Source organism: Bacillus infantis, from assembly GCF_008180445.1.
In the GTDB taxonomy this organism is placed as follows: Bacteria; Bacillota; Bacilli; order Bacillales; family Cytobacillaceae; genus Bacillus_AB; species Bacillus_AB infantis_B.
Genome location: NZ_VTER01000001.1, coordinates 13,986 through 36,863 on the forward strand (window position 1 = coordinate 13,986; position 22,878 = coordinate 36,863).

Sequence of the window (22,878 nt, forward strand, 5' to 3'; positions counted from 1 at the left end):
TTCTTTAAAGGAGCCCCCGGTTCAACACACTGATATAATGGGACACAGCAGCTGCTGCGAGCCTTCCTTCAGGCACTTCCGCCATTTGCAGGCCCTGTTTTTCCCATCTCTGCTTTTCCCGCTTTGCAATAAGGATCTGCTGCTGCGCCATGCTTTTTAGCATGGCGCTTTTTATATTGTCCGGCCGATCCTGGGCCCGGGCTGACAGGATATTGTCTTCAATTCCGAGCATAAAGAACAGGTGCCGCTGGCGGATCCTTTTTAGATAAACAAGCGCACCTTCCTCTAGGATGAAAGTCCTTACATCAGTAAAGAGAAGCAATAAGCTCCTTTTATTCTGGACAGACTGCAAATATTGAAAGGCACCGCTATAATTGGATTCTGCATCATCCGCCTGTATCGAATACAAAGCTTTCAGGATGAAGTTTAAGTGCTGCATTCCTTTTGCAGGCGGGACATACGATTTTATATCTTTTGAAAAAGCAAGAACAGAAACATAATCACCGTTTTTGAGCGCCGCGGCTGCAGTAATCATTGCTGCTTCCAGCGCCTTTTCAAGCCTGTTGCCCGTTTCCAGCTCCGCACCCATGATCCTGCCGCAGTCAATCATAATGGTGACATATTTTCCGTGCTCCGGCTCATGGACATTGGCCATGACCTCCTGAAGCTTGGCTGTCTGCCTCCAATTGATTTTACGGGGATCATCTCCAGGCGCATATGCCCGAATCTTTGAAAATTCCCCGGCTCCGCTCTGCTGCCTCCGGATTTTTTCTCCTTCATAAAGCAAATAGGATTGCGCATTTTCAAGATATCGCCGGGTTTCGGTCAAATCAGGAATCACTTTGACCTGGCTTTCGGCTTCTTTCACCATCTGCTTTTCCCATAGGCCAAGGAAACTGCTGCAGCGCATATAGATCCTGTTCAGCGTATAATGCCCCCTTGTACTGGCTGCGGTTTCATATTGGACTGTCCCCCTCGTGTTTCCTGCTAGCTTTCGTTTAAGCGGAAATGGCCTGGCAAAGGAGTCGGAAAGATCATCAATGATCCGCAACGTTAAAGGCAGCTGGGAATGGTTTTCTATTTCGATGCCAACATCGGCAGAAAGCCCTCTTTCCATCTCTTCCGGGACTCTCCGTTTCAGCCTGATCTGAGAACTCTTAGGCAAAAAAGCCAGGTCGGCAAAGGAAAGCAGCAGAAAAGCGATATTGAGCCCGGCCGCCAGTTTCCACGGCACTCCCCAGATTGCTGCCGCAGCCGCCAGTGCCAGTGAAAGGATACACATGCCGATGAGGAGCCGCTTTCCGGGAAGTATGCCTTTATCTCGGAACAGGAACCGATCCCACAAGCTCATCGATTGTCTGGTCAACAGTCCTTCCCTCCAATTCTGCATTTGGGGATAATTGGATCCTATGCCTTAAAGCAGGCTTGGATACCATCTTGATGTCATCAGGGGTAACATAATCGCGGCCGGCAAGATAAGCCCATGCCCTGCCTGCTTTTCCGATGGAGATGGCCGCCCTCGTACTGGCGCCGAACCGGATGGACTCTGCTTCCCTCGTCTTTCTGACAATCCTCATGACATAATCCAGAATATCCTGGCTTAAAGCCACCCTCTCAATATTTTTCCGTATGGACAGAAAGTCTTCGAGTGAAAGTGCCTGCATGATCGACCCGGCTTCCAACCTTCCTTCCAGCACAGACTGAAGCACAAGCTTTTCTTCATCAAATTCAGGAAAACCAATGATCAGTTTGAAAAGGAAGCGGTCCTGCTGGGCCTCAGGCAAAGGATAGGTCCCTTCAAATTCTATCGGATTCTGGGTTGCCGCAACAAAAAACGCTTCCGGGAGCTGATAAGTTTCCCCCTGGATCGTCACCTGCTTCTCTTCCATTGCTTCCAAAAGCGCAGCCTGTGTTTTCGCAGGTGTCCTGTTGATTTCATCAGCGAGCAGGACATTTGTAAAAATCGGCCCTTTCAGGGTTTGGAAAGAGCTTTCCTTCATGTTATAAATCATACTTCCGGTTATATCGCTCGGGAGGAGGTCGGGTGTGAACTGGATCCTGCTGAACTCACCGCCGAGAAGCCCGGCCAGTGTCTTGACCATCTGGGTCTTTCCGGTGCCAGGCACCCCTTCTATCAATACATGTCCCCCTGAGAGGATAGCGGCAAGCAGCAGCCTCAGGTTCAGCCCCTGTCCTTTTATCCGTTCTTCATACTGCTGGAGCAGTGAGGATGTATCTTGTTTCATCTTTTCTCTACCTCTTTCCTTAAATGATCCAGTTTTTCAGACCAGAGCAAATAATCTTTTTTATGCAAATTCTCTTCTCTTAATACAGGAGATATCCCCTTAGTGATTGTCGCAATCTCTTCTTGAGTCAAAGAAGATGCTTTTGCCAGGATGGAATCCCCGGCTTCTTCCCAGTCGCGGCTGAACGGGATGCCCCATTTTTCCTGAAGCAGCTCTTTCGTATATTCCGACTGGATTCTGAGCGAGTCCTGGTAGCGCCTTCCCCTAATATGCCAGGCAGACAAGGCAGCAATCTTTTCATCGGTAAAACGGACAGTTTCCTCCCTCGGCCAGTCAACAGGTCCAAACCTTTTTCCTTTATAGAAAACCCATAATAGGGCGAGCAGGGCTCCCTGTACAAGAATAATGAGGAACCATTGAGGATACGCCCCTGCACCGGAAGAAGATTTCTGCCCATGCAAAAATTCATCTATGAATATATCCTGAGAGGCTGATTCGTCCATTAATGCCAGGATGAGCTCTAAATGGTTTTCTTCCAGGATCATTCCATTTGTGAGCCAGGAAGGGGAATTGGCGGCAATCAGGCTGCCTTTGCCGACAGCCCTTTTGACCGCAACAGCACCCAGTTCATCTGAAAGCAGGATTTCATCCCCAGGTTCTTCTGTGATCCGGAATGGAGAGTATATGGCTGCACTGTGCATCATTCCGTCTTTATCTGCAACATTCACGGCGTTATCCCCTTCTGCTGCCAATTGCTCTGTTTTTATCCCGAACATCGGAGCCGGATTTTCCTTGAATAGCAGAATTGTATGGCCATTCTCCAAAAATTTCGTATAAGCTGCCATCTCCTCCTGGTCAGGAACAGAGCTGGGCTCTGCCATAACCAGGAGGATGGGTTCTTCAGAGTTGGGAAGCAGACCGGGCTCCCTGCTCCATTTTCTGATGCTGGAGCGGTTTTGCTCCAAATATGTATACAGTCCCTTAATGCCTGTCGGCGAAGGGGATTTGGCAAGATAGGGAGGATAGCTGGCTGGCGCATCGCCGGCCAGGAAAAAGCTGGCCATAATAAACAGCAGCAGCGGAAATATCCAGTAAAAAGACTTCTTAATCAGCTGATTCCGCAACTTCTGGATTCCTCCCTTCCTGCAGGTTTGCACTATTGTCCATAAGTCTAAAAGCTTCTCTCTTGTATTGCTGAAACTCACTGCTCTTTATGTTTTGACCCCCATAGGCAGCCCGGTCGAAAAGTGCAGAAAGTGAGTAGAAAACCTCAGCCGTGTTAGTGTCGGTTCTTTTAAGCTCCTCGTAATAATCCCAGTTCGTTTTCCATATCTTTGCCTTCAGCCACCCGTGTTCATTGAACCAGAGCAGAAGGGCCAGGAAAATATGACGTGCTCCTTTTGTCAGGTCCCCGGATTCCTCATGCTTTCCGGCTTCTTCAAGATGCTTCTTATAGGACCAGCTGATTTCAGCGGCCCTGTCAAGAGGCTGTTGCTCCTGCAGGATCTTTTGCCTTTTGGAAGCCCTTGCTGCCGCAAACACGACTATTCCAATGAATAGGACTCCCGCCAGAACCATGATGAACGGAAAGGAGCCTGAAGAGCCGCTGGAAAACTCTATCTGCGGGAACAGTTCTTCAAGCCACGTGAAGAATTTTTCCCTCAGCTTCTCAAGAAAACTCTCCCCTTGATCCTGATAGACAGTATATTCCCTGCCTTCCAAAATCTCAGACAGTTCTTTTCTAGCTTGTTCAGCATCCTTCATTGTTTCCACCTCTTGCCGGTATTCTCAGCCTTCATCCTATTGCACCCTGCTGTAATCCTCTATCATGCTGTTAAGGTCATCGCCGCCCTGCCTTCCTTTCAGGTCGAAATACATGACAGAAAATCCGATATAATACAAACATGTTGTGACAAGGGTTGCCAGATTCAGGATGATATCAAACAGTACACTGCCTCCAAGGAGAAGGCCGGCCGTCATCTCGATCGCAAAAGATACAATCCCGATGATCAAAAACAGCAGGGCATAAATAAGGAGCATATGCCAGGAGCGCCCCTGGGTCAATGTCCAGCTTTCGGAGAAGCCCGGTGCTTTTTTTTCCAGAACGGTATATCCAAAATAAAAGCTCCACCTTGTCAGAAGGTACCCTACTCCAACGGCAAAAGCGAGTAAAAACAGCCCGGCAAAAATAATACCTATCACAGGATGGACCATGGACCCGAAAATACCTGTAATTGATATAAATACAATTGGCAGAATGATGATGGCGAAGGTGATGATGCTAAAAAGGATGCTTGTTCCCAGAATCGGCCAAAACCGCCTGAAAGCCTTCTTGATCACCATTCCCGGGGTGAATTCCAGACCTTTTCTCACCTGGTCTACCGCTATAAGGACCGCCGCCCCGGCCAATGGGATCATTAAAGCTGACAGCAGGCCGGTAAATAACAGGCCCAGATCGGCAAAAAGTGAATCTGGTGCGTAAATATCTGTACCTGCGGTTTCAGTTTCAAAGCTTGCGGCAATCTGTTCAAACCAGCTTCCCCCGGCATTTATGTCCCTGAAAAAACTCTGTCCCGCGGCAAGGCTGAACAGTGCCTGGAGAAGATAGACCGGCCCTGCCAGAATGAGAAAGATGGCCGTGAAGGAACCAAATCTATTTCTGGCCAGGCTGAAGGTAAGGTCAAGGATCTGGCCGATACCTTTTGGCTTGTTTAATTGTGAATTCATATTTCAGCCTCCTAAATGAATGGAGAGGACCCCGATAAATATCCTGATTGCGGTGATGCCTCTCGTGGATGAAAAATTTGTCAATCTATTGGATATTCTAACATTTTTCTTCCAGCAGCGGGGACTAAAAGCGCAAAACCTGACAGTTTCCCAATATAGCAGGATATTATGATAGGAGTTTGTGATAGAAGACAGTTGTGTGGAGGCTGCCGTCTTCAGAGCGGGCATAGCAGGGGATCATGCCTGATTCTATATAATTCAGGGAACGGTAAAGCAGGTTGGAAGGATCTCCTTCCCTCGTATCGAGTACAATCAGCGAAACTCCGCTTCCCATTGCTTTTTTCTCTGCAGCTTCCATCAGCCTGCGGCCAATCCCTTTGCGGCGGAAATTAGTATGGGTCATCAGCTTGCCTATTTCAGCGCGGTGGCTGCCATTTTCCTTTGTGCAAAATTGAAGCTGGACAGACCCGGCAATTGTACCTTCTTCTTCTTCTTCAGCTATCAATAGGGCAGTCTCATTCAGCTGGAGTTCCTTCCAGTAGGAAAGGGCGGCTGCTTCATCCATCGGAGGCAGAAATCCAATCGACGCTCCGCTGTTGACTGCATCAGCCAGCAGCACGGACAGCTGTTTCAGTTCTTTTTCACCCAAGCTCTTTAGCTCTCTGACTTTCATTATAAATTCCTCCTTTATTTTCTTTTCCAGATTCATTCGATCATTCAGCCATGGAAAAAGGGGCCCATTCATGGCCCCTTTCTTCCGCCTTTTCCATTCTATTCGCTGTCCTCGGCTATTTTTCCTTTTTTCAGGTCATAATAGGCCTTCATGATGCCCTGGCCGATTTTTTTATTGATGGTGTTTTTATCAGAAGACACATAAGGCACAACGATCGAGAAGGCAACCTCCGGATCACGTGAAGGGGAATAGCCTGCCAGTGTGAGATTATAGGTTGGTGTGTCTTTGTACAGCTTTTTCTCTTCCATACTATAATAGAACGACTGAGCTGTCCCGGTCTTTCCTGCCAGGTCATATTCCCGGTAAGGACTTCCGCTGAAATAGTTTTCTGCAGTCCCGCCCTTTTCCTGGAATACCTTCTTGAAGCCGGCCTGAACCTGCTGGATTTCCCGCTCGCTCATGTCAATGCGGTTAAGGGTGACCGGCTCGAAGCCCTTGTAGACAGGGCCAAGCTCTTTTGCCGGTGATGGTTCCCTGATTTCCCTGACAAGCTGCAGCTTCATGCGGTTCCCGTCATTGGCAATCGTCGATATATATTGTGCAAGCTGAAGGGCTGTATAAGTATCATATTGCCCGATTGATAAGTCGAGCAGAAGCCCGGGCCTGTAGTCGGTGCCCGGAAGTCCGCTGGATTCGTTCGGAAGGTCGATCCCCGTCTTGACCCCGAGGCCGAACTGATTGAAATAATAGCGGAACTCCTCAAACGCTCCTGGATCGTACGGCAGCTTCATTCCGGGTGTATATTCCTTGCCGAGCGCCCTGATTGCCGTTTTAAACATATAAACGTTCGATGATTTCTTCAAAGCTTCAATATCATTAGGTGATCCAAGTGCAAGGCTGTATGATTTTTTCACTGGTGTCTGATACAAATTAAGGGGCTCATCTTTGAATCTGGTACCTAGCTGAAGGACGCCCATTTCATAGCCGGCAAGGACAGTCGCCCCCTTGACGGCTGACCCGACTTCATACGATGAAGTGAAAGTCCCCAGTGCATAGTCATCCACCTTGTAGCCGCCGTTTTCGTATTTAAGTTTCTTGCCTGAAATAGCCAGGACTTCGCCTGTCCCCGGATTGGTCATGACAACGAAGGCACTGTCGAGGAATCTGCCTCCGCCGCTTGCTTTAGCAGCTTTCAGCTCACGCTCGATGACTTCCTCCACCTTCTCCTGCAGCTCAAGATCAATGGTCAGGATCAAATCCTTGCCGCTTTTTCCTGGTGAAATTTCTTCCGCTTCTTTCACTTTCCCGCTTTTGTCCACTTTGTATTCTGTTTTTGTTTTTTCTCCAGCAAGCACATCTTCATACTGATATTCGATCTGGCTTTTCCCGACCCGGTCATTCAGACTATAGCCGCGTGAAGTGAAATATTCCAGCCGGTCCTGAGGCAGGCCTTCCTCGCTTGAACTGATATTTCCAAGGATCGATCGGAATGTATCGCCATTAGGATATTCACGCTTCCAGTCCGTGAAAACGTCGACACCCGGCATATCCTGGAGATGCTCACTCACAAGGGCGGCTTCTTTACTGGTTACATTTTCATTTTTGACGATCTGAGGTGTGAGCGCATAGCCTTTCGCCATTTCCCTGAAGATAGCGGCCACCTTTTTATCCTGAGGCGTCATTTCAGCAAGGTGCTTTTCCGGAGTAATTCTTTTGAGCTGAAGCTTATAAAGGTCTTTGTCTGTCAGCTTTTCATTTTCCAGCTCTTCCTCAGTAAGCAGCGCCTTTGCCTCTTCTTCATGTGTCAGGATCCAGAAATCCTTCAAGTCCCTATCCGTCAATTTATCTGTGCCCATTTCAATATATTTGGCAAGCTCTTCCGCAACATCCTTGATTTCCTCTTGCCTCGTATTCTGATCCTTTATATAGGAAATGGCATTCTGCCCCACATTATCGACAATGAGCCGGCCATCCCTGTCAAAGATTTTCCCCCTTGGGACAGATTCCTTGATGACGAGGTTTTCGGTCCGGTTCAGCTCGTTCACGAAATCCTCCCCTTTGACGATTTGGACGACGCCAAGCCGGACAATCAGCAGGCTGAAGCATACAAAAACAAAGAAAAAAAGCAGATTGAGCCGGAATGGCAGTTTGTTTTTTATCTTTTTTTTCTCTTTTTCCACTTCCACTTTTAAGGCCCCCTTTTATTTTTTGAACTCAAATGGCCCGGAGACAGACATGTCAGCCATCTCTCCCTCTGCCTGTACAATCAAAAAGTATTCGCCCCCGCCTTCAAGAATGCGGACAGGATTTGCCATCGACACCGTGAGCCTGCCGTCAGCAGTTGGTATGAAATAAATATCGTCCTCAATCGAACCTTCCGCTATATCAATATTTTCAGCCGGTCCGAACACAACGCCATGGTTTGCGTTGGACTTCAGTGTAACTGTATAACGGCGGCCGGGATTGAGACTTTCAAGCGAAACTCCGCCAGTGAACTTCTGTGTACTGTCAATAGAAATGAAAGCCTTGCCTTTACCTATTTCCATGGAACGACCGTTTCCCCTTCCTGTTTTAAGGAAATCACAGGTGTATTCTTTACGATTGATCTGATCCTCGCAGTATTGTTTGAATCCGAAGGGGCAAAGCGTATGGTATAGGCGTCTATGAGGACATGCATCTTCCCGCCTCCTTCTGCAGCCAGTTTAACTTTATCTGAGAATTCTTCCTGATTTTCAAAAGTAATCCAGCTTTCCCTGGTGTCTCCCTTAAAACGCGGCAGGAGAGCTTCAGAATCTGCATCAGGTTTAAAATAGAATTGGCCTTCTAGGAAACCGGTGGAGCCGCCGAAACTTTGGACTGTGCCGCTTAAAAGCTTTTCTCCCTTGAATTCTGCATACACTGTCTGGAATGCTCCATGCCTGCCTTCACTATCAAGCTGGGATAAACGCATTCCCGCTACCATATCGCCTGCCACAGCTTCCTCAGGGTCAAAAATATTCCGGCCAGAATCGTATGCGACTATTTCTTTTACGGTGTCCTGCTGCTTTGAACTCTGGCCTTCTGTCTGCAGAATGCCCAGCTGATATCCGGCAAAACCGCCCGCAGACAGAAAGAATGCACCTGCTGTGAGCCATGCGGCAGCCCTTGGGAAAAAGGTTGAAAAATGTGCCGTTTTCTTTTCCTTCCCTGCCGCAATCTTTTGTCTGATCAGCCTTTTATCTTTCTCTGTAAAAACCGGGTCCTTAGAAATATAGGGATCAAAATGCTGCTTCAAATCTCTCAGCCTGTCATCCACTGAATTCATTCCCTTCTTCTTCAGAATAAAAGACTTTCAACTTCTCCCGGCCCCTTCTGATCCTCGTTTTAACCGTTTCTATATGAAGATCCAGGATGCCGGCAATTTCCGGCATTGAAAATTCCTTCACATAGTAAAGGAGGATGCTCTCCCTATATTTGACCGGCAATTTTAAGATATTTTCCATCAGTCGGTCCTGCCCAGCTTTTTCAACCAGTTCATCCTCAGCCGATCTCTCCCTTCTGTCAAACCAGAATAGTTTGTCAGTAAGCTGGAAGTGGAGATAATGCCAGCTTCTTAGATGGTCTTTGCATTTATTCGCGGCAATCCTGTAAATCCACGTCTTAAAGGACGATTCACCTTTAAAGTTATCCAGATTCATATAGACGCTCAGGAAAACCTCCTGGAGCACATCTTCAGTCTGCGTCCAGCTTTTCGTATATGTATAAATAAATCGCTTCAATTTCTCGCCATACAAATCCATGGCATATTCTATGGCTTCGTCCTTTGCAAGCTTCTGCCAATCTCGAATGATGTCAGGGTTCAAATACTCCCCTCCTTGCTGCTTAAAAAGCCGTTTGTAATATAGACGCAACATAACTGTAAAAAGGGTCAAAAAACAGGGAATTTTTTCTTTGGTATATGGGATGACACATAGAATTCATAAAAAATGGGGAAGCTCTTTTTGAATTGAGGGTATTCTGTCTGAATTTAGCAGAGTGGGAACATAAACTTCAGATGATTCAGGAATGATTCTGCATACATTAGCAGTATTCTGCCTGAATTTTGAAGAATTCAGGCAACATTTTGAAGGATTCGACCTAAAATTCCATTTATTCTACCCAGAATCGGGAATAATTTTTCCCTCTTACAATTTCTGTAAAAACTTAAAAAAAAGAGCCGGAATCCTTCCAGCTCTTCTCATTATTTAAACCATCCCTTTTCACGGGACCGTGTAATCGCTTCTATCCGGTTTTGTACTTCAAGCTTTTCCAGAATGGCAGACACATAATTGCGCACAGTCCCGCTTTTAATGGACAGCTCTGCTGCAATTTCATTTGTATTCTTTCCGTCCGCGACCAGTTCCAGTACTGCTTTTTCCCTTTCGGTCAGCGGATTTTCTTCGGCATACATATCATCCATCAGCTCCGGGGCGTAAATGCGGCGGCCAGCCAAGACACTGCGGATACTGCCTGCCAGCTCTTCGCTCGGGCTGTCTTTGAGCAGGTAGCCGCTCACGCCGGCTTTGATCGCCGATTGAAAATAGCCTGTTCTGGCAAAGGTAGTCAGGATAATAACCTTGCAGGTGCCCTTCAGTTCTTCAGCTGCCTCAAGTCCCGTTTTCAGCGGCATCTCAATATCCATGATGCAGATATCCGGCTGATGCTTATGGACAAGGGCGACAGCTTCCTCGCCATTGCCTGCCTTGCCGACAACTTCCATATCATCTTCAAGGCTCAGCAGCGAACCAAGTGCACCGAGCATCATACGCTGATCTTCTGCTATGACAATACGAATCATTGCAGCTCCTCCTTTTGTCTGATCTTCACAACATTCGGCACCCGGACAATCAGTGTAGTTCCCCCGTCCTGGTACACCTCCATAGTGCCATTGACAAATTCAGCACGCTCCCTGATTCCGAGCAGGCCGCTTCCTTTGCCGATGTCCCGGTCAGGGTCAACGCCAACGCCATTGTCACTAACTGTGACTGCAGTTTCGTCATCGGCCTGAGTGATTTCCACGATAACTTCGGTAGCATTGGAGTGCTTCACCACATTATTCACTGCCTCCTTCAGGCACATGCTGAGGATGTTTTCCACAAATAATGAAACATTGACAAGCTGCCGCTCCTGTTTCAGCACAAACGAAATCCCTGCAGCCCCGAGTATTTGTTCAATCAGGACTACCTCCTCCTTCAGCCGGATCCCCCTCATCTGCGAGACCATCTTCCTGACCTCATTCAGGGCGGTCCTGGCCGTCTGCTGCACATCCTTCAGCTCGGAACGGGCCTGCTCAGGATCTTTATAGACTAATTTCCCCGCCAGATCGCTCTTAAGCCCGATCAGTGAAAGCTTCTGGCCGAGCGTATCATGCAGGTCCCTGGCAATCCGCTGTCTCTCTTCCATCTTAACCAGCTCTGAGATCCGTTTATTGGCATCTTCCAGCTGCGACTCCAGCTTGCCCCGCATATTCCGGTTTTTGATGCTGAATGGCAGGAGAATGACACTGAGCCAGCTGATGATGATGAATGGAATCTGCTTCAGGAATAAAGGATCCTGCAGGACAAACTGATAATTGATCGCTGCAGAAGCGCCGACCAGATGAAGGATATAAAGTACCGCAAAAGCGGCCTTTCCTGTAATATTGCCGATAAAATAAGCAATGAAAAACGAAAAATACACATAGCCGAACAGTGTGGTCATTGCAGATGAGATCCCGATCAGCACGACGGCCCAGATATAGACTGTCCATCCCCTCGAAAGGAAGGCCAGCCGGAAGCATAAATAAAAGATGACAGTTAAAATGATGCCTGCAACGATTTCCGCTGTTGAAGAAGACTGGAAAATGAAATAGAAAGGCAGTATCGTCAAAATTGCCCAAATATATGGGGATATTCCGGTGCTGCTGTTAAAGACAAGCAATTTTTTCTTCATTATACAACTCCAATATCTTTTGTATCCTTATTTTACATAAAATTGTCTTTTCAAAAAAGGACAGAGCCATGATTTCCGGGCTCCGTCCTTTGAATTGGCTTTTTAAACTGAAATGCTTTTCTTTTTCTGCGCTTTCAGCAGGTGATGGATTTCCCTGAAAGAAACAAAGCTGCGGCTCTGTTCATCCCATAATCGGTATTTCAGCGACTTCAAACTAGTTGACAGTGTGATCGTCTGGACATTATTGAGCAGCGGCTCCTTATTATGGGCATCTTCCAAATAATAGTTCGGAACCCTTGGGCTGAGATGATGGACATGGTGGAAGCCGATATTGCCGGTCAGCCACTGCAGGAGTTTCGGAAGCTTATAAAAGGAGCTTCCATCAACAGCTGCCCTGACAAATTCCCATTCTTTGTCATATTCATAATAAGAATCTTCGAACTGGTGCTGTACATAAAACAGCCAGATGCCAAGCGCACCGGAAATATAGAAAATCGGTCCCTGGATCAGAAGGAAGGCCTTCCAGCCTACCAGCCAGCACATGAATGCAATGACAAGGACAATCAGGATGTTTGTTAAATAGGTGTTCATCCTTTCCTTTGAACGTGCCCCCTTGCGGTTGAAGCGCTGGGCAATGAGGAACTCATAAATCGGTCCGAGGCCGAACATCACAAGCGGATTGCGGTAAGCCCGGTACTGCATGCGCTGCCAGAAGCTGGCGTCCAGGTATTCATCAACCGTCATGACCCAGATGTCACCGGTGCCCCTTTTATTCAGGTTGCCGCTGGTTGCATGGTGGACAGAATGGCTGTGCCTCCACTGGTGGAAAGGAAAGAGTGTCATCACTCCTGTGATCATGCCAAGCACTTCATTCGCCTTCTTGCTTTTGAAAAAAGAGTTATGGCAGCAGTCATGGAAAATAATGAAGATCCGCACCAGGAATCCTGCATTCACAACGGTTAAAATAAAGGTGATCAGATAAGATATTTGCATGGTTTCATAGGCCAGATACCAAATGAGAAAAAATGGCACCAGTGTGTTCATTAGTTGAATGATACTGCTCTTTGTATCTGCTTTTTCGTAAGGAGTGATATTTTTCCTCGATAATTTGCCAGGTTTTGACGTTTTTTTATCCATACAGTTAATCCTCCTCATACTTGCTTATTTCATTATGTAATAGAAAGAGATGTGATGTAAGGCATACATGTCATAGGGTGGACATGATAAACGTCATGGGTGGAGTTTAGAACTTCATGCAGTTTCCTCCCCGCAAGGCTTATGCAGGGTCTCATCTTTCTGCTATTTTCGCTGGAGTCTGCTTATTTCTCTTAATCAACAAAGTCTCAATAAACTCAGATATCTTTAAGTAAATACTTTAATAAACAATAAAAAGAGCATGGGGATTTTCTCCATGCCCTTTTTTTCCATCTTATTTAATTATCTTTTTATCCCTTTCCTGCCTGGAAACCGGGATATTGCGTCATCCCGCCGTCAGCGAAAAGTGTGAGGCCGGTGACATAGCTTGCTTCTTTTGAAGCCAGCCAGACGGCGCAGGCCGCGATTTCTTCGGGCTTTCCGATATAGCCCATCGGAATGAGCTCCAGCACGCCTTTTTCCAGTTCCGGATCTGAGAATTTCTCTGCGTTGATCGGTGTGTCGATGGCCCCGGGTGCAATGCAGTTGACCCGTATTCCTTTAGGGGCAAATTCAAGCGCAAGTGTTTCGGTCATCAGCTTCACACCGCCCTTGCTGGCAGCATAGTGGACGAAATGCGGCCATGGAATACGCTGGTGAACGGATGACATATTGATGACTGAACCTTTTATATTGTTTTCCAGCATATAATTGATTGCCTCCCGTGAGCCAAGGAACTGACCTGTCAAGTTTGTGTTGATGACTTTATTCCAATCATCCAGTGACAGTTCCTGTGACGGGACTTCATTTTCAATCCCGGCATTATTGACCATAACATCAAGGGAACCAAAGGTATGCACAGCATGTTCAATGATCCGCTTGATATCTTCCTCGCTGCCGACATCGCCCTGGATGCTGGTAGCCTTTCCTCCCGCGTTTTCAATCTTCTCAATGATTTTATCGATATTATCATCACTGCTGTGATAATTGATCACGACATTCGACTTTTCTGCTCCGAATCTTTCGGCCATTGCCCGACCGAGTCCCGAGTTTCCACCTGTTATCACGACTGTTTTTCCTTCAAGGTCTTTGTACATATCCATTCTCCTTTGCTTATCCTTTTGTAAATCCAATCAGCACGCCGCCTGCTATGATGAGCAGACACCCTGTGATGATAAGGATTGTTTGCTTTTTGGATGTTTTCTCGCCGAGAAGGAAAATTCCTCCCAGGGTAGAGATGACAATTCCAGTCTGGGAAAGCGAAAAGCTTGTCGCCACCCCTATTTTCGGGAGTGACAGGAGGAGCGTCAGATTTCCGGCTGCCCAGATCAGCCCTGTCAGAAGATTCCGGACGGCATATTTATTGAACGGCTTATTTTCAATTGTGAGTGCCGTGCCGCCAATGACCATACCGAGCGCCTGTGGAAGGAGGGCCGACCATCCGTCGATCTCCAGCCAGTTGATGATGACTACATATCCGACAAAACCGACAGTCGATATGAGGAGGGTGACAAGTCCTTTTTTCAAACTCTTAGATTCGTCATTCCCTTCCTTCTGTCCCCAGGAGGTCATCACTGCTCCGCCGATAATCAGGACCAGGGCGATGATGCCGAGCGTGATTTGAATGCCTGTTGACCATTCATTGAAAACCACAATCCCGAAAAAGCTTGTCCCGATAAGCTGGAGGCCGGTCGATAGTGGAGTAGTCTTAGCGACTCCCAGATATTTCACTGCCCCAAACTGATTTTTCTGTCCCAGGGACCAAAGCGCCCCGGAAGCCAGTCCAGCACCCCATACAAGCGGTGACAGTTCCGGTCTGACAAAGAGAAATACTGCTCCGGCAAAAATAAGTGCGCCGATGGTCGTCCCAAAGGTCTGGCTATTGTCATCCCCTCCGAGTTTATTGCTGACCAAGATAATGCTGCCCCAGCATGCTGCTGTTATGACAGCCAATAAAATTCCTGACATATATGCGGTCCCCTTTCTCGCTGAAAAAAAATCAAGATGCTGATATTAGTTTTTCCCTGATTGTGCTGAAAATGAAACCTCGAGTTAAAAAGCACAATAACAGGAATGTTTTTACATCCGGCAGAACTTAGTAATTGGACATATCTTTGCGGACATATGATCCAAGATAAGTCGGGAAGGTGAAAGAAATGAGAAAAGACGGGTGTTTTATCTTCTTCATAATCGAAGCTTCTTCCATCAGAAAATTCCTTGCTCTGGAGATGGGATTCGGAACGGTGTTCTATTACGGGGCTAAGTTCATTTTCGCCAATGAGATTATTTCAATATGTTCTAGCATCTTGGCAGTAGAGATTTTAAAAAAAGGGCTGAAACAGCTTGAGAGGAAAAAAGTTCAAACAGTCTGATATGTTATGTAAACAGGTTGATAATTTGCAGGCTTCTTAAAAACATAATTTGCTTTTATTTAAACTATTCCTCGGCTTCACAAAAAATAAGGCCCGGCACAATGCCAGGGCCTTCTATTCCATTTTTTCAGCCTCAATCTTCCCATTGCGGCTGATTGCCTCAGGAGGGAAAATCATCCTGCAGATGATTCGGGCTGCTTCCAGGGTATTGAGCGGCGAAGAACTTTGCTCTACTTTATGAGGGCCATTTTCGGCCAAAATAAGGGCAGACCATGCGGCAGTGTCAAGATCTATGTCCTTCCAGGTCATTCCTTTTTGCCTCGCCTGTTCTAAACCCTGCACAATCTGCATATGTATATTTCTCCGAGCCTCCTGTAAAATAGCCGCCAGTTCTGAATCCTTATGCAGCAGTTCAGGCAGGACACGGTGGATGCCGACAGATTCGAGCCTTTTATAGTGTTCATCCAGCAGACGGGCAAGGAGGAGGACCGGATCGCCATTGAGCCAATCCGGCTCAGGGATCATTAATAAGTCGATTTTGTCCTGCAGCAGAGCCATAAGCAGCTGGCGCTTATCGGAGAAATAGCGGTAAAAGGTGCCTGTGGCCACATCGGCAGCAGCTGCTATTTCTTTTGCTGTGGTCATTTCGTAGCCTTTTTCTATGAACAATCGCCGCCCGCTTTCCAGGAGTGCCTTCCTTTTCTGCAGTGCTCTTTCCTGCTTGGGCAACGAAGGGAATTCACCTGGAAAAGCGCCGGCATTTTTGTCCGCCATAAGCTCACCTCCCAATCCATCATATCATATAAAAAACATCATCGAGAGCATTAAATCACGGCATATATAAAAACATGAACTTAAGTTCATCTTATTGATTGACAGAGGTTTCTCATGGTGCAATAATGAATTTAATTTCAGTTTAGTAGTCCTTACGTCTTAGTTTTAAGGTTTGAAAATTTAACGATAAGGGGTCGCGATCATGGCAAAAGAGGGAGATGTAATCAGATTTAAAAGGCATGATCTTTCCATTACAGGAACGGTCGTCAAGGTTAAAGAAGAAAGCGTTCTAGTCCAAATCAGCGATGAAGATGCACTGATGTTAAAAATTGATACACCAATCACGGTCGTATCACATAAAAATTACAAGATAGTATGAAAAAGGATATTCGGAGCTTAAAATATTTAGAGAAGCATTTGATGAGTTTATTTGCTTTTACATGAAAAATACGCAGGATTTCAGCTATAAAGGTAGAATTGATTTATATGTTTATTCATACTGCCATTTCATCAAAATTCATACCCTGGGAGGATTCTGGCATGGAAATCAGCAAAGACTCAAAGAAATTAGCGGTAGATTCACCTGTTTTGCTAAAAGGCATTGTAAAGGCTATCTACAAAGATACCGTTCATATCCAGATCGGCGGCAAAATCATTGCTCTGCCAGCTTCCAATATGCCCGCCGCTTCCTCTTAACCTGCAGCCTCATGAAGGCTGTTTTTTTATCCGCATATGGATCTTTTAACCTTGTAAAAGGAGCCGGTATACCGGCTCCTTTGTGCAAACTTATTCAGAAACCTTTTCAGCATATCTGAAATCCGGATTATTGAGCGGGCTGAACCGGATTCCCTTGATATTTTCTTTTACAACCGCATTTTGAGAAGAAAAGTAAATTGGGATGATTGGCATCTCATCCATCAGGACAGCTTCAGCCTGATGCAGCAGCTCAAATCTCTTTGCTTCATCCTGCTCTGTCAGCGACTGGTCGAGCAGCTGGTCAAATTCAGGATTGGACCAGTTTGTAAAGTTGCTGGAACTTCCTGAGCTGTACAGATCCAGAACAGGGTACGGATCCAGGAATTCCCCAACCCAGCCCATGCGCGCCGCCTGGAAGTTTTTCTGCTTGAAAGTATCTATGAATGTTTTCCATTCCTGGTTCTCAAGCTTCACTTCAACGCCAAGGTTCACCTTGAACATTTCCTGCAAAGCTTCGGCAATCTTCTTGTGGTTTCCTTCTGAATTATATTTCAGGGTTACAGCGGGTAGCTCCTTCCAGCCTTCTTCCTTCATCCCCTCTGCAAGCAATGCTTTTGCTTTGTCTGCATCAAAAGAATAGTAAGGATCCTTTTCATCGCGGAAGTCATTCCCTGACGGCCCTTCCACACCGTATCCCACATAGCCGTAGGCAGGCTTTTCGCCTCCTTTGGAAATGTTTTTCGTGATGGCTTCACGGTCGATTGCCATGCTGAACGCTTTCCGGATCTTACTGTTATTGAAAGGCTCTTCATTAACATTGAATGTATACGTATAGACACTGAATTGCGGCGAGTTGATGAACTCCTTGCCTCCCTTTTCCATATCTATCGCATCGGCTGCTAGATTCTTGATCAGATCAATATCGCCGGATTTGTACATTTGGTACTCGGTGTTGGCATCAGCAACCATTTTAAAGTTTACGGCGTCCATCTTAATGTCTTTGCTGTTCCAGTAATTGCTGTTCTTTTTCAAAGTAAGGAGATTATTGTGTTCCCATTCCCCTAGTGTATAAGCGCCATTGGTCACGATTGTCTCCGGCCCTGCCGCCCAGTTTTTGTCACCCTCGACTGTTTTCTGGTTCACCGGCATGAAGCCCTGTCCCATCAGTACTTTCGGGAAGAACTTAATCGGTGTGTCCAGCTCCACCTTCAGGGTATGATCGTCTTCTGCAATAATTCCTACATCTTCCACAGCACCATTTTCCCTGTTATATTCTTCAGCCCCTTTTATGTAAAAAAAGCTGGAAGGATCATAGGCGCCTGTTTCAGGATTCAGGACCCTTTTCCATGCAAACTCAAAATCCTTTGCTGTCAGCGGATCTCCATTGGACCACTTCAGCCCGTCCCTGATTGTGAAGGTATATATTTTACCGTCTTCTGAAACATCAACCTTGCTGGCTGCCCCTTCCACTGCATTTCCGTCTTTATCATAACGGTATAAGCCTTCATATAAGTTATCGATCACCCAGAAGGAAGTTGTATCAGATGCAAAAGCAGGATCAAGGGTATACGGCTCCCCTCCAAGATTGGCATTCAATACTTGTTCAACGTCATTTTCTCCGGATGCTGATCCTTCTTCACCACTGCTGCACCCTGCAAGAACAGCCAGCGCAAACAGCAGGATGGCCAGCGATACAAGCGATAATTTTTTCATGTTTTACCCTCCTTTTATTTTAGTGCTTTAAATCGATTTATCAGATTAAAATACTAAGATTTAACGTAGCAATCCCCCCGTCCTTTATGCCTTATTCCGAAAATGTTCTTCACTTCTTTACCACACTAAAAAACCTCCCAGCAAAGACAGGCTGAGAGGAATGTCTCCGCTTATCTTTCCGGTAAAACCGGTGGAATTGGCACAATGTCCGCAGACCTGCTGCCGAGGCTTCATCGGGCCAGTCCCTCCGCCTCTCTGGATAAGTGATATAGTTTTTTAGCTGGCAGAAATAAAAAAGCCCCTTCTGCAGATAGAAGAGGACAGTATGTATGAACAAGATCCCTTCTTATCTGCCAGGCCTTTGCCTGATGGATTTGGCACAGTGTTCGGATGAACCTGCTGCCGAGACTTCTTCGGGCCATACCCCTCCGTCTCTCTTGATAAGAAATTATAGATATATAATTTTTTCGGTGCACTAAGAATAACCAATTTAGAAAATTTCGTCAACAGAAAAAACAAAAGTCCAATTTTTCTATATTTTCAAACAAAAGAAAAGGTTAAAGACATAATTAGGATAGTTCCTGCCTTATAATTCCTCCCTAAAGTGCAAACACTATTTTCATACTGATTGAAGGAGTCTTCCTATGGAAAAGAAACCCCCCCTTACATCGGCAGAAATCGCGATGCTCTGGACTGCTTATATGAATGACAGCATGTCAAAATGTGTTCTTGGCTATATGATTACCCATGCCTCAGAAGCTGAAATTGGCGCTGCCCTCCAATTTGCCATTGATCTTTCGACCAGCCACCTTCAATACCTGGAATCTCTTTTCAAAGAAGAAAAAATGGCGGTTCCGAATGGCTTCGGCGGAGGCGATGTCAATCCTGATGCTCCTAGTCTGTTTTCAGACACCTTCTGCCTGGCATATATCAACCATATGGCAAAGGCAGGAATGCTTGCTTACAGCGGCATGCTTGCTATGTGTGCCAGAAATGATATAAGGAAATTCTTTACCGAAGGATTGGCAGAAACAGCCTCGCTCTACAATATGACTACAAACCTGATGCTTGAAAAAGGGATATACATAAGAGCTCCATATATCTCATATCCGCATGAAACGGATTATGTGGATACAAAGAAATATTTAAGCGGCCTGAACCCCTTTGCGACTAAAAGGCCTTTGAATGCGGTGGAAATTTCTCATCTGACCTTGAATATACAGACAAATTCCATCGGCCTGCAGATTGCCGCAGCTTTTGCACAAACAGCACGGCTGAAGGAAGTACAGGAATTTATGCTGAGAGGAAAGGAAATTTCCCAAAAGCATGTCGGCATTTTTACGAAGACCCTGCTCGAAAGCAATATACAAGCCGTAGGTTCACCTAATATAGCCGTTTACGATACAACTAAGCAGATATTTTCCGATAAGCTGATGATGTTTCATATGTCTCTGTTAAGTGCAACCGGGTCCGGAAATTATGCTACAGCTGGTGTTGCAAGCCAGCGTACTGATGTAGCAGCCAGCTACCAGCGGCTTGCCGTTGAGATTGCACTCTATGCTAAAAGCGGAGCAGACATTATGATCAAGCACGGCTGGCTGGAGCAGCCTCCCGGAACCACGGACCGTGATGCATTGGCCAAAAAAGGAACACCCTGACCCCATCTTTAAAAGCCGGGGTTTGTGCTGTCCTATTTTCGCTTCCTTCCATGATTGAATACAAACGGAGTATAACAGCAGATAAGCAATTAGGGAACATGGACAAAATATACTTAGGACTCCAGCTGGGAGAAAGTTTTATGACTGAAAAAGGGACATCAGGCAAATCTAAAAAGGATACCACTAAGAGGAGGCCCTTCTCATGACACAGTCAAAAAAGCAGGAAGAAAGACAGTGGCGGCAAAGAAAAGAAACTCAGCATCCGCACGGTAAGGTTAAATCATTTGATCAGCTGGCTGATGAACCCGGCAAAGGCGGACGCTCCTGAATGAAAGGGCCCGGGACATAGTCCCGGGCCTTTATATTAGCTTGCTGGCGATGAAGTTGCTAATAAAATGGGAAAGATGCTAGTAAAATCAAAAAGTTGCTAGTATATGGAGAAAGTTGCTAATAAACTGGAAAAGTTGCTAATAAACTAAAAAAATTGCTAATAAATCCAAAAACTTGCTCATAACGCCGTTTCTCAGAAGTGCCTGAGCTGGAACTGGCTAACAGGGGCAAACTTGATCTACACCTGCTTCCATTCACCACGTCTTTCATAAATCCAGACAAGCATTTCACCATTCAAGCTGAACAATTCCTTATCTCTTGAAAAATAAGCCATAAAGATCAGCTGGATGCAGAGCAGCATCTCCCCTAAGTACTTTTTTTCGTAAGCCGTCAGACCGATTGTTTCATCATAGTATGTGAAAAGCTTTTTTGAAAAAAGCACCCACTGTTCCCTTTTTTCTTCATCACCAAAGATTTCGCATAATATACTGGTCGCACAATAGCAAATATCAAAAATCCGGTGGCTTACTTCAGCGATTTCAAAATCGATAATGCCTGAAAACTTGCCTTCATCAAAGAGAATATTATAGAAATGTGCATCGCGATGAATCAGCTGCCTGGGAAGTGTGTCAGACATATTTCTGACAGCCGGCTCTATAGCAGCAATAATCTCTTTTATAGAATCCCCCCTCGCTATTGGGCTTTTCATCACCTCATGGACTGCAAAATCATAAACGGTTTTATAAAGGTCCTTCTCCGGATAGCCAATTTGGATCATATCCATTTCAGCATGAACGGCCGCGATTGCGGATGCCAGCAGCTGTTGTGCTTTTTCAGATATCAGCACTTCATCAGCTTTAAAGTTTTTCCCTTTGCAATAGGTGTAGAGGCTGTATTGCTCTTCGCTATAAATAAAGGAGTTGGAGCCATCTAAAGCAGATATCAGCTGCTGGGTGGGTATACCCTTACCTTCTAAGTTCTGAAGCAGCTCAGCTTCTCTTTCCAAACACATTCCGTTTGTCTTTTTAAGAATATAGCGTTTCGCATCTTCTGAATGCAAAAGTGCAACCCGGTCAGTCAGCTCCTCTTCCTTAGTTATTTTTAACCTAAACTGGCTTTCAACAGCAGAAATTCTGTTCATTAATTCCACTTCCTTAAGCGTTTTCTGAAATATATTCAAAAAAAAGCTCAGTCTTATCCTGCAAAAAAACAGGAATTTTGTACAATTTCCCCGCAGACAAGGATATGCGAGTATAATAAGGGTGGCAGTTTGCCACGCTTTCTTATATAGGTCATTTTTGGGGGATCACATTTGATTACTTTGCTAAAAACGCTTTTAATAAATATGACGATATTGTTCTCATTCACCTTTAATGCAAATTTATTTTTTCCTTTTCAAGTAAAGGAGCTGCTATCCTTTAAGCACAAGCTTACTTACGGGCTGATTGGATCTTTGGGAGCAGTCTTTTGCATGCTGTATCCTATTGAGACGCTTGGAGACACTCACTTTGATTTCAGGATGATCGCGATACTCATTATTTCGCTCTATGCCGGACCTATACCCGGCCTGATCGTTGTACTTGTCGTCTCGCTGATCAGAATAGCCATTGGCGGTCCATTTATGATCACCGGTGTTGTGGTATCATTGCTCGCAATGCTGATCGGGCTCGCTTTCCGGAAGAAATATATTGAAACTTCTTATAAATTGATCATAAGCTCTGCAGCATTTGCAGTTTATGCAATCCTATATATCCTGGTCATTTACTTCAATATAAGATTTTTGGATTTATCTTTTTATCTCATGTACTTTACTGCTTTTTATATTACTTTCAGCAGTATTATACTGATCATCGAGAAACTCATTAAGACGAATAAGCAGATAGAAGAAGTTGTGTATCTGGACAAGCTGACGATGGTCGGACAGATGGCTGCTGCCATTGCCCACGAAATACGGAACCCGCTTACGACAGTCAGGGGATTCATCCAGTATTTAAGTGAAAAGACGACAGATGATCAGGTTAAATCTTTTTCTCCACTCATATTGGAGGAATTGGACAGAACCAATAAGATCATCACTGACTATTTAAAAATCGCCAAGCCGGAGCAATTCAATCTGACTGTCATGAATCTTGATAAAGTCGTAAGGGATAGTGTGGACTTGCTCCGTCCGCTGGCGAATTATATTAATACTTCGATACATTTTGAGGAACAGGGGCATCATTTTGTCCGTGGTGATGAGCACCACCTGAAACAGGCCATCATGAATGTAATCAAAAATGCCATAGAATCAACAGAGAAAGACGGGCTGATCCAGATCACCATCCAGCCCAATCAGCTGGCAAACACGGTATCCCTTAAGGTTACTGATAATGGAATCGGCATGACAGAGGAACAGCTGAAAAAGATAGGTCTTCCTTTCTACACAACAAAATCAAAAGGAACCGGGCTTGGCAGTATGGTGACAAATAAGATCATCAGGGAGATGGATGGGAGAATAGAGTATGAAAGTGAAGTGAACAGGGGCACAGCGGTTACAATCATCCTGCCGCTTCAGCTTATTCCAGACAGAGCACAATAATGTGTCTATTAAGCCACATATGGTGCAT

At 45.6% G+C, this 22,878-nt stretch carries 24 protein-coding genes and 2 riboswitches; of the genes, 6 read left to right on the forward strand and 18 right to left on the reverse strand.

The window, feature by feature from the left end:
* Nucleotides 1–4: 4 nt before the first annotated feature.
* From FZD51_RS00090 to FZD51_RS00160, 15 genes are all read right to left on the reverse strand, one after another.
* The gene (locus FZD51_RS00090; protein ID WP_148973275.1) at nucleotides 5–1,282 is read right to left on the reverse strand and encodes a DUF58 domain-containing protein; all 1,278 of its coding nucleotides are present in this window, start codon (nucleotides 1,280–1,282) and stop codon (nucleotides 5–7) included.
* Between the two features lie 34 nt (nucleotides 1,283–1,316).
* On the reverse strand, nucleotides 1,317–2,246 hold the full coding sequence (locus tag FZD51_RS00095; RefSeq protein ID WP_148972883.1) for an AAA family ATPase: 930 nt from the start codon (nucleotides 2,244–2,246) through the stop codon (nucleotides 1,317–1,319).
* Nucleotides 2,243–3,370, reverse strand: a complete 1,128-nt coding sequence (locus FZD51_RS00100; RefSeq protein WP_148972884.1) for a DUF4350 domain-containing protein — start codon at nucleotides 3,368–3,370, stop codon at nucleotides 2,243–2,245. Before FZD51_RS00100 ends, FZD51_RS00095 begins: the two co-directional genes overlap by 4 nt.
* Nucleotides 3,351–4,010 (reverse strand): DUF4129 domain-containing protein, encoded by a 660-nt coding sequence (locus FZD51_RS00105; RefSeq protein WP_148972885.1) that lies wholly within the window; start codon nucleotides 4,008–4,010, stop codon nucleotides 3,351–3,353. Before FZD51_RS00105 ends, FZD51_RS00100 begins: the two co-directional genes overlap by 20 nt.
* Nucleotides 4,011–4,046: 36 nt before the next feature.
* On the reverse strand, nucleotides 4,047–4,973 hold the full coding sequence (locus FZD51_RS00110) for a hypothetical protein (protein WP_148972886.1): 927 nt from the start codon (nucleotides 4,971–4,973) through the stop codon (nucleotides 4,047–4,049).
* Between the two features lie 166 nt (nucleotides 4,974–5,139).
* Entirely contained in the window at nucleotides 5,140–5,646 is a 507-nt protein-coding gene (locus FZD51_RS00115) for a GNAT family N-acetyltransferase (RefSeq protein ID WP_148972887.1), read from the reverse strand.
* A 98-nt stretch (nucleotides 5,647–5,744) separates the two neighbouring features.
* Nucleotides 5,745–7,832: a peptidoglycan D,D-transpeptidase FtsI family protein gene (locus FZD51_RS00120; protein WP_148972888.1), complete on the reverse strand. Its 2,088-nt coding sequence runs from the start codon at nucleotides 7,830–7,832 to the stop codon at nucleotides 5,745–5,747.
* Between the two features lie 15 nt (nucleotides 7,833–7,847).
* Complete coding sequence (locus FZD51_RS00125) at nucleotides 7,848–8,192, reverse strand: hypothetical protein (protein ID WP_148972889.1); 345 nt, start codon at nucleotides 8,190–8,192, stop codon at nucleotides 7,848–7,850.
* Nucleotides 8,183–8,950 (reverse strand): hypothetical protein, encoded by a 768-nt coding sequence (locus tag FZD51_RS00130; protein WP_148972890.1) that lies wholly within the window; start codon nucleotides 8,948–8,950, stop codon nucleotides 8,183–8,185. Before FZD51_RS00130 ends, FZD51_RS00125 begins: the two co-directional genes overlap by 10 nt.
* Nucleotides 8,934–9,488 (reverse strand): sigma-70 family RNA polymerase sigma factor, encoded by a 555-nt coding sequence (locus FZD51_RS00135; protein WP_187445566.1) that lies wholly within the window; start codon nucleotides 9,486–9,488, stop codon nucleotides 8,934–8,936. Before FZD51_RS00135 ends, FZD51_RS00130 begins: the two co-directional genes overlap by 17 nt.
* Before the next feature lie 377 nt (nucleotides 9,489–9,865).
* Complete coding sequence (locus FZD51_RS00140; RefSeq protein WP_148972892.1) at nucleotides 9,866–10,462, reverse strand: response regulator transcription factor; 597 nt, start codon at nucleotides 10,460–10,462, stop codon at nucleotides 9,866–9,868.
* The gene (locus tag FZD51_RS00145; RefSeq protein WP_148972893.1) at nucleotides 10,459–11,595 is read right to left on the reverse strand and encodes a sensor histidine kinase; all 1,137 of its coding nucleotides are present in this window, start codon (nucleotides 11,593–11,595) and stop codon (nucleotides 10,459–10,461) included. Before FZD51_RS00145 ends, FZD51_RS00140 begins: the two co-directional genes overlap by 4 nt.
* Before the next feature lie 102 nt (nucleotides 11,596–11,697).
* Nucleotides 11,698–12,732, reverse strand: coding sequence for a Delta(5) desaturase DesA (desA, locus tag FZD51_RS00150; RefSeq protein WP_148972894.1), 1,035 nt, complete (start codon nucleotides 12,730–12,732; stop codon nucleotides 11,698–11,700).
* Between the two features lie 308 nt (nucleotides 12,733–13,040).
* Nucleotides 13,041–13,826, reverse strand: coding sequence for a glucose-1-dehydrogenase (locus tag FZD51_RS00155; RefSeq protein WP_148973276.1), 786 nt, complete (start codon nucleotides 13,824–13,826; stop codon nucleotides 13,041–13,043).
* Nucleotides 13,827–13,842: 16 nt separating this feature from the next.
* Complete coding sequence (locus FZD51_RS00160) at nucleotides 13,843–14,697, reverse strand: GRP family sugar transporter (protein ID WP_148972895.1); 855 nt, start codon at nucleotides 14,695–14,697, stop codon at nucleotides 13,843–13,845.
* 188 nt (nucleotides 14,698–14,885) lie between these two features.
* Between FZD51_RS00160 and FZD51_RS00165 the strand changes: the two genes are divergently transcribed.
* Nucleotides 14,886–15,101, forward strand: coding sequence for a hypothetical protein (locus FZD51_RS00165; RefSeq protein WP_148972896.1), 216 nt, complete (start codon nucleotides 14,886–14,888; stop codon nucleotides 15,099–15,101).
* Between the two features lie 114 nt (nucleotides 15,102–15,215).
* Here FZD51_RS00165 and FZD51_RS00170 read toward each other — a convergent pair whose 3' ends face one another.
* Nucleotides 15,216–15,875 (reverse strand): TetR/AcrR family transcriptional regulator, encoded by a 660-nt coding sequence (locus tag FZD51_RS00170; protein ID WP_148972897.1) that lies wholly within the window; start codon nucleotides 15,873–15,875, stop codon nucleotides 15,216–15,218.
* 202 nt (nucleotides 15,876–16,077) lie between these two features.
* Between FZD51_RS00170 and FZD51_RS00175 the strand changes: the two genes are divergently transcribed.
* Nucleotides 16,078–16,254, forward strand: coding sequence for a DUF2187 family protein (locus tag FZD51_RS00175; protein WP_420886199.1), 177 nt, complete (start codon nucleotides 16,078–16,080; stop codon nucleotides 16,252–16,254).
* A 161-nt stretch (nucleotides 16,255–16,415) separates the two neighbouring features.
* Nucleotides 16,416–16,571: a hypothetical protein gene (locus FZD51_RS25955; protein WP_009793575.1), complete on the forward strand. Its 156-nt coding sequence runs from the start codon at nucleotides 16,416–16,418 to the stop codon at nucleotides 16,569–16,571.
* Between the two features lie 90 nt (nucleotides 16,572–16,661).
* On the opposite strand, the gene FZD51_RS00180 is transcribed toward FZD51_RS25955, so the two are convergent.
* A complete protein-coding gene (locus FZD51_RS00180; protein ID WP_148972899.1) occupies nucleotides 16,662–18,284 on the reverse strand; it encodes a peptide ABC transporter substrate-binding protein in 1,623 nt (540 codons plus the stop codon).
* Nucleotides 18,285–18,451: 167 nt separating this feature from the next.
* Nucleotides 18,452–18,550: riboswitch (SAM riboswitch) on the reverse strand.
* Between the two features lie 77 nt (nucleotides 18,551–18,627).
* Nucleotides 18,628–18,731: riboswitch (SAM riboswitch) on the reverse strand.
* Nucleotides 18,732–18,928: 197 nt separating this feature from the next.
* On the opposite strand from FZD51_RS00180, the gene FZD51_RS00185 reads away from it, so the two are divergent.
* Together FZD51_RS00185 and FZD51_RS26370 are read left to right on the forward strand one after the other, a co-directional pair.
* The gene (locus FZD51_RS00185) at nucleotides 18,929–19,942 is read left to right on the forward strand and encodes a DUF3231 family protein (RefSeq protein WP_148972900.1); all 1,014 of its coding nucleotides are present in this window, start codon (nucleotides 18,929–18,931) and stop codon (nucleotides 19,940–19,942) included.
* Between the two features lie 202 nt (nucleotides 19,943–20,144).
* Nucleotides 20,145–20,270 carry a DUF6254 family protein gene (locus FZD51_RS26370; RefSeq protein ID WP_009793569.1) on the forward strand — a complete coding sequence of 42 codons (126 nt, stop codon included), beginning with the start codon at nucleotides 20,145–20,147 and terminating at the stop codon, nucleotides 20,268–20,270.
* Between the two features lie 240 nt (nucleotides 20,271–20,510).
* On the opposite strand, the gene FZD51_RS00190 is transcribed toward FZD51_RS26370, so the two are convergent.
* Nucleotides 20,511–21,413: a phosphotransferase enzyme family protein gene (locus tag FZD51_RS00190; protein ID WP_148972901.1), complete on the reverse strand. Its 903-nt coding sequence runs from the start codon at nucleotides 21,411–21,413 to the stop codon at nucleotides 20,511–20,513.
* A gap of 171 nt (nucleotides 21,414–21,584) precedes the next feature.
* Between FZD51_RS00190 and FZD51_RS00195 the strand changes: the two genes are divergently transcribed.
* A complete protein-coding gene (locus tag FZD51_RS00195; RefSeq protein ID WP_148972902.1) occupies nucleotides 21,585–22,850 on the forward strand; it encodes an ATP-binding protein in 1,266 nt (421 codons plus the stop codon).
* Nucleotides 22,851–22,878 lie beyond the last annotated feature (28 nt).

Coding starts and splice junctions, on each gene's coding strand:
- FZD51_RS00130 (WP_148972890.1), bottom strand. CDS start 8,950: ATGAATTCAGTGGATGACAGGCTGAGAGATTTGAAGCAGCATTTTGAT.
- FZD51_RS00110 (WP_148972886.1), bottom strand. CDS start 4,973: ATGAATTCACAATTAAACAAGCCAAAAGGTATCGGCCAGATCCTTGAC.
- FZD51_RS00160 (WP_148972895.1), bottom strand. CDS start 14,697: ATGTCAGGAATTTTATTGGCTGTCATAACAGCAGCATGCTGGGGCAGC.
- FZD51_RS00105 (WP_148972885.1), bottom strand. CDS start 4,010: ATGAAGGATGCTGAACAAGCTAGAAAAGAACTGTCTGAGATTTTGGAA.
- FZD51_RS00145 (WP_148972893.1), bottom strand. CDS start 11,595: ATGAAGAAAAAATTGCTTGTCTTTAACAGCAGCACCGGAATATCCCCA.
- FZD51_RS00125 (WP_148972889.1), bottom strand. CDS start 8,192: ATGGAAATAGGTAAAGGCAAGGCTTTCATTTCTATTGACAGTACACAG.
- FZD51_RS00140 (WP_148972892.1), bottom strand. CDS start 10,462: ATGATTCGTATTGTCATAGCAGAAGATCAGCGTATGATGCTCGGTGCA.
- FZD51_RS00155 (WP_148973276.1), bottom strand. CDS start 13,826: ATGTACAAAGACCTTGAAGGAAAAACAGTCGTGATAACAGGTGGAAAC.
- FZD51_RS00115 (WP_148972887.1), bottom strand. CDS start 5,646: ATGAAAGTCAGAGAGCTAAAGAGCTTGGGTGAAAAAGAACTGAAACAG.
- FZD51_RS00090 (WP_148973275.1), bottom strand. CDS start 1,282: ATGTGTATCCTTTCACTGGCACTGGCGGCTGCGGCAGCAATCTGGGGA.
- FZD51_RS00180 (WP_148972899.1), bottom strand. CDS start 18,284: ATGAAAAAATTATCGCTTGTATCGCTGGCCATCCTGCTGTTTGCGCTG.
- FZD51_RS00175 (WP_420886199.1), top strand. CDS start 16,078: ATGGCAAAAGAGGGAGATGTAATCAGATTTAAAAGGCATGATCTTTCC.
- FZD51_RS26370 (WP_009793569.1), top strand. CDS start 20,145: ATGACACAGTCAAAAAAGCAGGAAGAAAGACAGTGGCGGCAAAGAAAA.
- FZD51_RS00190 (WP_148972901.1), bottom strand. CDS start 21,413: ATGAACAGAATTTCTGCTGTTGAAAGCCAGTTTAGGTTAAAAATAACT.
- FZD51_RS25955 (WP_009793575.1), top strand. CDS start 16,416: ATGGAAATCAGCAAAGACTCAAAGAAATTAGCGGTAGATTCACCTGTT.
- FZD51_RS00165 (WP_148972896.1), top strand. CDS start 14,886: ATGAGAAAAGACGGGTGTTTTATCTTCTTCATAATCGAAGCTTCTTCC.
- FZD51_RS00170 (WP_148972897.1), bottom strand. CDS start 15,875: ATGGCGGACAAAAATGCCGGCGCTTTTCCAGGTGAATTCCCTTCGTTG.
- FZD51_RS00185 (WP_148972900.1), top strand. CDS start 18,929: ATGGAAAAGAAACCCCCCCTTACATCGGCAGAAATCGCGATGCTCTGG.
- desA (WP_148972894.1), bottom strand. CDS start 12,732: ATGGATAAAAAAACGTCAAAACCTGGCAAATTATCGAGGAAAAATATC.
- FZD51_RS00095 (WP_148972883.1), bottom strand. CDS start 2,246: ATGAAACAAGATACATCCTCACTGCTCCAGCAGTATGAAGAACGGATA.